The sequence below is a fragment of the Actinosynnema sp. NPDC059797 genome (assembly GCF_042732085.1).
Classification (GTDB): Bacteria; Actinomycetota; Actinomycetes; order Mycobacteriales; family Pseudonocardiaceae; genus Actinosynnema.
In genome coordinates this window covers 1-9,087 of sequence record NZ_JBHWIE010000290.1, presented here as the reverse complement: position 1 = coordinate 9,087, position 9,087 = coordinate 1, and the positions used below count along the sequence as shown (strand labels likewise).

Below are 9,087 nucleotides of genomic sequence, written 5' to 3'. Positions count from 1 at the left end.
GGGTGGCGCGGGTGAGGGCGACGTACAGCTCGGCCGCGCCGCGCGGGCCGTCGGCGAGGATCCGCCCCGGGTCCACGACCAGGACGGCGTCGTACTCCAGGCCCTTCGTCTCCGACGCCGGCACCGCGCCCGGCACGTCCGGCGGCCCGATCACGACGCTGGTGCCCTCGCGACCGGCCTCGTCCCGGGCGAACTCCTCGACGGCGGCGGCCAACTCGTCCCCGGTGACCCGCCGGGACCACGGCCGCACGCCGCACGCGCGCACCGACTCCGGCGGCCGGACCCCCGGCGCGAACCCGGCGAGCACGCCGGCGGCGACGGCCATGATCTCCGCCGGGGTGCGGTAGTTCACCGTCAGCGACCGGTAGACCCAGCGGCCCGGCACGTACGGCTCCAGCATCGCGCCCCACGACCTCGCCCCGGCGGGCGACCGGCGCTGGGCGAGGTCGCCGACCACCGTGAAGGACCGCCCCGGGCAGCGCCGCATCAGCACCCGCCAGTCCATTTCGGACAGTTCCTGGGCCTCGTCGACCACGACGTGCCGGTAGGTCCAGTCGCGGTCGGCGGACGCGCGCTCGACGAGTTCGCGGGTGTCGTGCTCGAGGAAGCGGTCCGCCAGGTCCTCGGCGAAGAGGAGGTCCGTGGCGAACAGGTGGTCCTCGTCGTCCATCGAGTCCTGGCGGCCGACGAGGTTGTCCAGCACGCGGGCGGCGTACGCGGTCTCGGCCCGGCGCTCCCGCTCCGCCTCCCGGTCCGCCGACCCGTCGCTGCCCAGCAGGTCGACCAGCTCGTCGAGCAGCGGCACGTCCGACACCGTCCACGCCTCGCCGTCGGCGCGCCACAGCGCCTGGTCGGCGCCCGCCGCCCGCAGCCGCTCGGGCGACGAGTAGAGCGACGACAGCAGCGCCTCCGGCGTCAGCACCGGCCAGAGCAGGTCGAGCGCGGCGGTGAACGCCTCGTCCTCCGCCAGCTCCTTGACCAGGTCCGACCGCAGCTGCTCCCACGCGTCCCGGTCGTCCCTGGTCAGCCAGCCCCGGCCGATCCGGGCGATGGCCCGCTCGGTGAGCACGTAGGTGACGATCTCGGCGAACACGGCGCGGGCCTCGTTGTGCGGCAGCCCGCTCGCGCGCGCCTCCTCCCGGGCCCACTCCGCGGTCGCGGCGTCGATCCGCAGCGCGACGTCCCTCAGTTCGATCGGCAGCGGGTCCTCCGGCAGCCGCTGCCGGTCGGCGACCGCCGCCGCGAGCACGTCGAGGACCTTGAGCGAGCCCTTGAGCCGCGCGGCCACCGGCTCGTCCTCGGCGGTGACGCGCAGCCCGGGCACCAGGCCGCCGGGGGTCGTGAACACCACGTCGGACTCGCCCAGCGACGGCAGCACGCGGCCGATGTGGTTCAGGAACGCCGGGTTGGGCCCGACCACGAGCACGCCGTGGCGCTCCATCCGCTCCCGCTGCGTGTAGAGCAGGTACGCGACGCGGTGCAGCGCCACCACGGTCTTCCCGGTGCCCGGACCGCCCTCGATCACCAGCACGCCGGGGTGGTCGAGCCGGATGATCTCGTCCTGCTCGGCCTGGATGGTCGCCACGATGTCGCGCATGCCCTCGCCGCGCGGCGCGTTGACCGCCGCGAGCAGGGCCGCGTCGCCCCGCGCGTCCCCGTCGGGGCGGCCGAGCACCTCGTCGGTGAAGTCGACCACCCGGCGCCCGCGCGTGTGGAACTGGCGGCGCCGGCGCATGTCCTCCGGGTTCGCGGCGGTGGCGACGTAGAAGGCGCGCGACGCGGGCGCGCGCCAGTCGAGCAGCACCGGCTCGTACCCGTGCTCCTCGTCGAACAGGCCGATGCGGCCGATGTACGAGCGCTCGCCGGACACGGCGTCCAGCCGGCCGAAGCACAGCCCGTTGTCCGCCACGGCCAGCCGCTTCGCCTCCTTGGCCAGCGCGCGCACCTCGTCGTCCCGCTCCATGTGGGTGCCGCCGGTGCCCCGCAGCGCCGCTTCGTACCCGCTCTTCACCCGCGCGCGCTCGGCGTCGAGCCGCGCGTAGAGCCCGGCCACGTAGTCGCGTTCGGACGACAGCTCTTCTTCGTACCGCTGAGTTGACACGTGTTCCTCACTGCGCAGTGCGGGCGTTCGGTTCGGTGGGGTGCGGTTCACGCGGCGCGGCCGGCCTCGTCGAGCAGCAGCGCCGCGGCCACCGCCGCCCCGTCGGCGCGGACCCCGCCCGCCACGGCGGCCGCCCGCTCGCGGACCCCGGGCGCCAGGGCCGCCCCGAGCGCGGCCGACAGGGAGTCGGAGGTCGGCGTCGGCCCGTCGTGCGCCACGCCGACGCCCAGCGCGGCCACCCGGCCCGCCCAGTACGGCTGGTCCGCGGCCTGGGGCACCACCACCTGGGGCGCGCCCGCGCGGGCGGCCGTCGTGGTGGTGCCCGCGCCGCCGTGGTGCACGACCGCGGCCACCCGGCGGAACAGCGCCTGGTGGTTGACCTCGCCGACGGCGAGGCAGTCGTCCCCGTCGTCGACCGGGCCCAGGCCGGCCCAGCCGCGCAGGACGACCACCCGGCGGCCCAGCGCCCGGACCGCCTCGACGGCCACCCGGGCGGGGTCCTCCGCCGCGTGCAGGGGCATGCTGCCGAAACCCACGTACACGGGCGGCTCGCCGGCGTCCAGGAACGCCACCAGCTCGTCCGGCAGCGGGCGCTCGTCCTCGAGGAGCCACGCGCCGGTCTGCACGACGTCGAGGTCCGGCGACCCCCGCCACGGGTCCAGGACCGGGTCGGTGGCCAGCCACGGCCGGCGGCCGACGACGTAGTCCCGGACGTCGCCCACCGGCGGCAGGCCGATCGACGCCCGGCCGGTGTTGATCGCCTCGCCGAACAGCGCGTTGACGTGCCGGGCGTCCAGGTCCCACAGCACCCGGTTGTCGGTCACCCCGGGCGGCAGCGGCCGGCCCGGGTACGCCAGCGGCGGCCGGTGCGGCGACGGCAGCGTGAGCTGCTGGAAGGTGACGGACGCGGAGCGGACGCCCAGCTTCTCGGCCACCGACAGCGCGCCCGCCGCGGCCGGCACCACGCCCGTCGCCACCAGCACGTCGCACCCCTCGGCGGCCTCCGCGACCGGACCGAGCAGGCCGGCGACCAGCTCGGCCGCCCGCCGGGGCAGGTCGGCCGGCGACGGCTTCGCGACCGTCAGCGCCCGCGCCGAGGGGCCGACCGGCACCAGCGGCACGTCGACGCCCGCCAGCCGCCGCGCGAAGTCCTCGTCCGGCGGCGCGCACACCCGGACCCCGGCGCCGAGCCCCCGCAGCCGCACGGCGAGCCCGACCAGCGGCTCGACGTCCCCCCGCGACCCGTAGGTCGACAGCACCACGCGCATTCCGCGTTCCCCCGTTTTCGCAGCTCTTGGGCTTGGGCTCGAAATTCTGCGGCACCACCGGGGTCTTGCCGCAAGGCCCCCCTCGTGCTATACGTTGAGGTGGAGGAAAGCGCCCCGACATCATACGGCCGCGCGAACGCCCCTCTCCCGCGCACACCACGTCGTCAGTCCGCGGTCTTCGCGATCCCCTTCGCGGCCTCGGCGTAGCGGCGGGCCAGCAGCGCGAAGGCGTCCCGCAGCTCGGCCGGCCCGACCACCTCGACGTCGGCGTCGAACCTGCCGATCGCGGCGGCCAGGGCGGGCCACGACCACGAGCCGGAGGTGAGCCGGCAGCGGTCCGGGCCGAGCTCCTCGACGACCCCGTCCCCGGCGAACGGCGCCACCTCGGCGGCGGGCCGGTGGAGGACCACCTCGCCCCGGCAGGGCCAGTCGCCCGCGCCGTCCGAGCCCCGGAACCTGCCGGTCACGAACGCGGCCACGTCGCCGCCGGGCAGCTCGCGCGGGGTGAAGCGGGGCCCGGTGGGCACGCGCGGCGCCATCCGGTCGACGCGGAAGGCCCGCCAGTCGTCGCGGTCGAGGTCCCAGGCCACCAGGTACCAGCGCCCGCCCCGGGTGACGAGGTGGTGGGGCTCCACCCGGCGCGCCGGCCGGCCGTCGTCACCCGACGGGGACGCGTAGTCGAAGCGCAGCACCTCGCGGGCGTGGACGGCGCCGCCGACCGCCACCAGCACGCCGCTGTCGACGCCCGGCGCCGCGGACCGCTCCACGGCCGTGACCCGGAGGGTGTCGATGCGGTGGCGCAGCCGGGCGGGCATGACCTGCCGGACGGTGTGCAGCGCCCGTGCCGCGGCCTCCCCGGTGCCGCTGCTCACGGCGGTGTGGAGCGCCACGGCCAGGGCGACGGCCTGCTCGTCGTCGAACAGCAGCGGCGGCAGTTGCGCGCCGGCCCCGAGCCGGTAACCGCCGTCCGGGCCCTTGGTGGTCACGATGGGGTAGCCGAGCTCGCGCAGGCGGTCGACGTCGCGGCGCACCGTGCGCGGGCTGACGTCCAGCCGCTCGGCCAGCAGCCCTCCCGGCCAGTCGCGGCGCGCCTGCAACAGCGACAGCAGCGCCAGCAGTCTTGCTGAGGTCTTCGGCATGGTCCCCATCGTGCCCGGAGTAGAGGACACGACCTGGCCACTACCCCTGCGACGGTGGTCTCGTCAGGCACCGAACCCGAGGAGCGACCTTGTCCGTCACGACCACGACCCACCTGAACTTCCGCGGTGACGCGCGCGCGGCGCTGGAGTTCTACCAGTCCGCGTTCGGCGGCCACCTCGCCGTCGTCACCTACAAGGACGCCGGGAACGTCCAGGAGGAGTCCGAGGCCGACCAGGTGATGTGGGGCCAGGTGCTCGCCGAGAACGGCTTCCACGTCATGGCCTACGACGTGCCCTCTCGGATGGGCTACGACCAGGGCGAGAACTCGTTCTTCCTCTCCCTGCGCGGCGAGACCGTCGAAGAGGTCACCGGCTACTGGGAGAAGCTCTCCGACGGCGCGACCGTCGTGGTCCCGATGGGCCCGGCGGGCTGGGCCCCGGCCTACGGGATGCTGCGCGACCGCTTCGGCGTCGTCTGGGTGATCGACGTCGTCACCGACTACCAGGGCTGACCCGCCCCGCCGCGGGCGGGCGCACGTCCCGCCCGCGGCCCCCTTCGCCGACCACCGACCACGCGACAGGACACCCCACCATGAGGATGCGCCCCCTGGGCCGCACCGGGATCCAGGTCAGCCCCTACTGCCTCGGCACGATGATGTTCGGCCCGGCGGGCAACCCCGACCGCGACGACTGCGCCCGGATCGTCCACCGGGCGCTGGACGCGGGGATCAACTTCATCGACACCGCCGACGTCTACGGCCCGCGCGGCGCGTCCGAGGAGATCGTGGGCGAAGCGCTCAAGGGCCGCCGCGACGACGTGGTGCTGGCCACCAAGGTCAACGGTCCGATGGGGGACGACCCCAACCGCCGCGGCAGCTCCCGGCGCTGGATCACCACCGCGGTCGAGCACTCGCTCCGACGCCTCCGCACCGACCACGTCGACCTCTACCAGGTCCACCACCCCGACCCGGGGACCGACGTCGAGGAAACCCTGTCCGCGCTCACCGACCTCGTGCGCAGCGGCAAGGTCCGCGCCATCGGCACCTCCAACCTCCCGGCGTCGGACATCGTCGAGGCGCAGTGGGTCGCCGACCGGCGCGGGTTGCACCGCTTCCGCACGGAGCAGCCCACGTACTCCATCCTCAACCGGGGCGTCGAACGAGAGGTCCTGCCCACCTGCCGCCGGCACGGCCTGGGCGTCCTGGTGTGGAGCCCCCTGTCCATGGGCCTGCTCACCGGCCGCTACCGCAAGGGCGAGCCCGTGGACAACCCGCGCCGGATGCGCTGGGTGCCGGGCCACCTCACCGACGAGCGGAAGCTGGACGCGGTCGAGCGGCTCATCCCGCTGGCCGAGGAAGCCGGCCTCTCCCCGACCCACCTGGCCATGGCCTTCGCCGTCACGCACCCGGACGTCACCTCGGCCATCATCGGCCCGCGCACCGCGGCCCACCTGGACGACCTGCTGGCCGGCGCCGAGGTCACCCTGGACGACGGAGTCCTGGACCGGATCGACGCCATCGTGCCACCGGGCACCGACCTCGGCCCACTGGACGTGTCCTACGTGCCACCCGCCATCGAGCACGCCACGATGCGCCGCCGCCCACCCGACACACGCGCGGCGGCGTGACGGGCGAGGAACCCGGCGGAACCGTGCCACCCGGTCCCGTCGGTGCCCACCGCCGAGACCGGGGGACGGGCGCGGTCGGGGGAAGTCCGATGTGGACCTCGTGCACGCGGCTCCCACCGAACCCGGCGCGAAGATCGCGCACCGCGTTGCCCCGGCGCACCGGATCGGACGTTGCCCCCACGCGCGGATCCGGGACCACGCGGACCATTCGCCCTGCCCCACCGGCCGACGACGCCACTGCCTCCCCCGCGGCTGACGGCTGCGTACCGGCAACGGGGGTGGCGGAGCGCGCGGGCACTCGCAAGGACGGATCCAGGCTGACGACCAGTGATGGAAAAAGATCAGGCCCTGAGCGCGAAGACGCAGCTCAGGGCTTGATTCACCCGGCGAAAGGTGAGTGCCCCCGGCAGGATTCGAACCTGCGACACACGGTTTAGGAAACCGCACTCGCCAGCATGTTCGAAACCCCTTCTGACCTGCTTAGACCTACTCCTGGGCAACATGGGCAGGTCCAACTTGGGCATCCACTGGGCAAACTCCCCCCAAGACCGTCACCCGAAACTAGCTGTCCTAATTGGACGCACCCATGGCTCGGGGCCGTCCACCGCTGGCCGTGGCTGGTACCCCGTGTCCGTGAAAGCGTCGGGCACCGGTCGCCGATGACAACGTCCTCGCGCTCCCGGTGGGACTGCTAGGGCGGTCGTATTCGGCTCGTCTGCGGGCCGCTCAGGGCGCGTTGAGGGTCGTTCTGCGGCACGCTGGCATCCATCGTGCGTCAGGCCGGGCTGACGGCTGCGGAGTTCCTGGCGCTGCTGTAGCCGCAGGGGGTTGGTACAAACCGGCGTTCGGGGTGCGTTCGAGGGCTGTTCCGGTGGATTTGGCCGGGGGTTGCCGTCCCAGCCGTCCCAGCCGTCCCGTGCCTGGTCAGGCCTGGGACGGCAAAAATCCTGGGACGGCAGATGCCGTCCCACCGAAAATGCCGTTCCAGGGCTGACCTGCGTTGGGACGGCTGGGACGGCTGGGACGGCAACCCTGGCCCCAACCCACGCCGAAGATCAACGAGGCAGGTCGCCAGATGTTGGTACAAAAGCCCCCGCTGGCTTCAGCGCGTCCTCAACCCGCTGATTCGTTATGTGCTGCTTCGAGGTGCCGTGCCGCTCTTACGAGACTGGAGTGAACCGAATCAAAAACGTCGTGAGCGCAGGTATAGTCGCAGGTCACGAAGTGTCGTCCCCGCGCGAGCGGGGGTGGTCCGTCCGTGGCGAGGGAAGCCAAGCGCCGCAGTGGGTCGTCCCCGCGCGAGCGGGGGTGGTCCGGTGTCGAGCACGACCCCGTCGGGCGGGGTGACGTCGTCCCCGCGCGAGCGGGGGTGGTCCGCGGGAGGCACCGTGTCCGACTTTGCCGACGAGGTCGTCCCCGCGCGAGCGGGGGTGGTCCCCGGTTGTAGGCGGTGAGGTCTTCGAACTCCGCGTCGTCCCCGCGCGAGCGGGGGTGGTCCCCCGACCTCGATCGTCGGGCACTGGTTCGGGTCGTCGTCCCCGCGCGAGCGGGGGTGGTCCCGCGAGTACGCCCGCACCGGCCACGGCCATGCCGTCGTCCCCGCGCGAGCGGGGGTGGTCCCAGGCTGCCGAGGTCGGCCTCGGCGCACGCGGCGTCGTCCCCGCGCGAGCGGGGGTGTTCCCCTGGCCGCGCAGCCCCTCGACCGCGCCCCGTGGTCGTCCCCGCGCGAGCGGGGGTGTTCCCACCGCGAACCACCGCCAGCTTGCGAGCGGTGCGTCGTCCCCGCGCGAGCGGGGGTGTTCCGTGCGACTCGACGTACACGCCGGTCTGCGCGAAGTCGTCCCCGCGTGAGCGGGGGTGTTCCGCACGTGCCGATCTGCTGGCCCCGCCTGAGCGCGTCGTCCCCGCGCGAGCTGGGGTGTTCCGGGGCCGACCTCGGGCACCTGGCCGGCGTGCGCGTCGTCCCCGTGCGAGCGGGGGTGTTCCGCTGCGAACACCACCCGGCCGACTCCCTCGGCGGTCGTCCCTGCGCGAGCGGGGGTGTTCCGTACTACCGGTGCTTCGGGATCTTCGTGGACGGGTCGTCCCTGCGCGAGCGGGGGGTGTTCCCCATTCGTTGGGCACGCCTGCACGCTACGGCGGGTTGTCCCTGCGCGGGCGGGGGTATTCCGAACCCGTGGGGCATCGACGGGGGGTGGACGGTGTTGTCCCCGCGCGAGCGGGGGTGTTCCCTACATCGGTGACGCCGACGACATCGCTGAGACGTCGTCCCCGCGCGAGCGGGGGTGTTCCGAAGAAGGAGCAGAGCGAATCCCCCGAGGTCCAGTCGTCCCCGCGCGAGCGGGGGTGGTCCCCACCCCGAACTACCCACCAACAGCGAAACCCCGTCGTCCCCGCGCGAGCGGGGGTGGTCCCTGGACCCGGCCAGTAGGCAGGTGTCATACGCGGTTGTCCCCGCGCGAGCGGGGGTGGTTCGACGGTGTGCCGGCGCTGCCCCGTGACGAGCGAGTTGTCCCCGCGCGAGCGGGGGTGGTCCAAGGACAGCTGATCGAACGCTTGTTCGCGTGACGTTGTCCCCGCGCGAGCGGGGGTGGTCCGGGCGGCCTGGACCTGGCCGAGTCGATGACCGCGTTGTCCCCGCGCGAGCGGGGGTGGTCCCGTCGTGTGCACCGCGCGCAGACGGAAGTAGCTGTTGTCCCCGCGCGAGCGGGGGTGGTCCGGCGTTGTAGACCGTGGTGAACGGGCGCCGGTCGCCGAGCCTGTTGCGCCGTTGTCGTGTTCCGGCTGTACCGGGTTGGTACAAACCGAGGTTCGGGGTGCTTTCGAGGGTCGTTCCGGTCGGTCTAGCCGGGGGTTGCCGTCCCATCCGTCCCAGCCGTCCCATGCCTGCTCAGGCCTGGGACGGCAAAAATCCTGGGACGGCAAATGCCGTCCCACCGAAAATGCCGTCCC

Annotated in this window: 5 protein-coding genes; 2 read left to right on the top strand and 3 right to left on the bottom strand. The window is 73.9% G+C overall.

Annotated elements, in window-relative coordinates; genetic code table 11:
• From helR to ACFV4N_RS34715, 3 genes are all read right to left on the bottom strand, one after another.
• A partial coding sequence (gene helR / locus ACFV4N_RS34725; RefSeq protein WP_499676897.1) for an RNA polymerase recycling motor ATPase HelR occupies positions 1-2,101 on the bottom strand: 2,101 nt, incomplete at its 3' end.
• A gap of 47 nt (positions 2,102-2,148) precedes the next feature.
• On the bottom strand, positions 2,149-3,369 hold the full coding sequence (locus ACFV4N_RS34720) for a glycosyltransferase (protein ID WP_499676896.1): 1,221 nt from the start codon (positions 3,367-3,369) through the stop codon (positions 2,149-2,151).
• Positions 3,370-3,533: 164 nt separating this feature from the next.
• Entirely contained in the window at positions 3,534-4,508 is a 975-nt protein-coding gene (locus tag ACFV4N_RS34715) for a helix-turn-helix transcriptional regulator (protein WP_499676895.1), read from the bottom strand.
• An 89-nt stretch (positions 4,509-4,597) separates the two neighbouring features.
• On the opposite strand from ACFV4N_RS34715, the gene ACFV4N_RS34710 reads away from it, so the two are divergent.
• Both ACFV4N_RS34710 and ACFV4N_RS34705 read left to right on the top strand, forming a co-directional pair.
• Positions 4,598-5,020 carry a VOC family protein gene (locus tag ACFV4N_RS34710; RefSeq protein ID WP_499676894.1) on the top strand — a complete coding sequence of 141 codons (423 nt, stop codon included), beginning with the start codon at positions 4,598-4,600 and terminating at the stop codon, positions 5,018-5,020.
• An 80-nt stretch (positions 5,021-5,100) separates the two neighbouring features.
• Positions 5,101-6,135, top strand: a complete 1,035-nt coding sequence (locus tag ACFV4N_RS34705) for an aldo/keto reductase (protein ID WP_499676893.1) — start codon at positions 5,101-5,103, stop codon at positions 6,133-6,135.
• Positions 6,136-9,087: the final 2,952 nt, after the last annotated feature.

What these genes read in the sequence shown, in the direction of transcription:
- ACFV4N_RS34720 (WP_499676896.1), bottom strand. Translation starts at nt 3,369, where the DNA reads ATGCGCGTGGTGCTGTCGACCTACGGGTCGCGGGGGGACGTCGAGCCG.
- ACFV4N_RS34715 (WP_499676895.1), bottom strand. Translation starts at nt 4,508, where the DNA reads ATGCCGAAGACCTCAGCAAGACTGCTGGCGCTGCTGTCGCTGTTGCAG.
- ACFV4N_RS34705 (WP_499676893.1), top strand. Translation starts at nt 5,101, where the DNA reads ATGAGGATGCGCCCCCTGGGCCGCACCGGGATCCAGGTCAGCCCCTAC.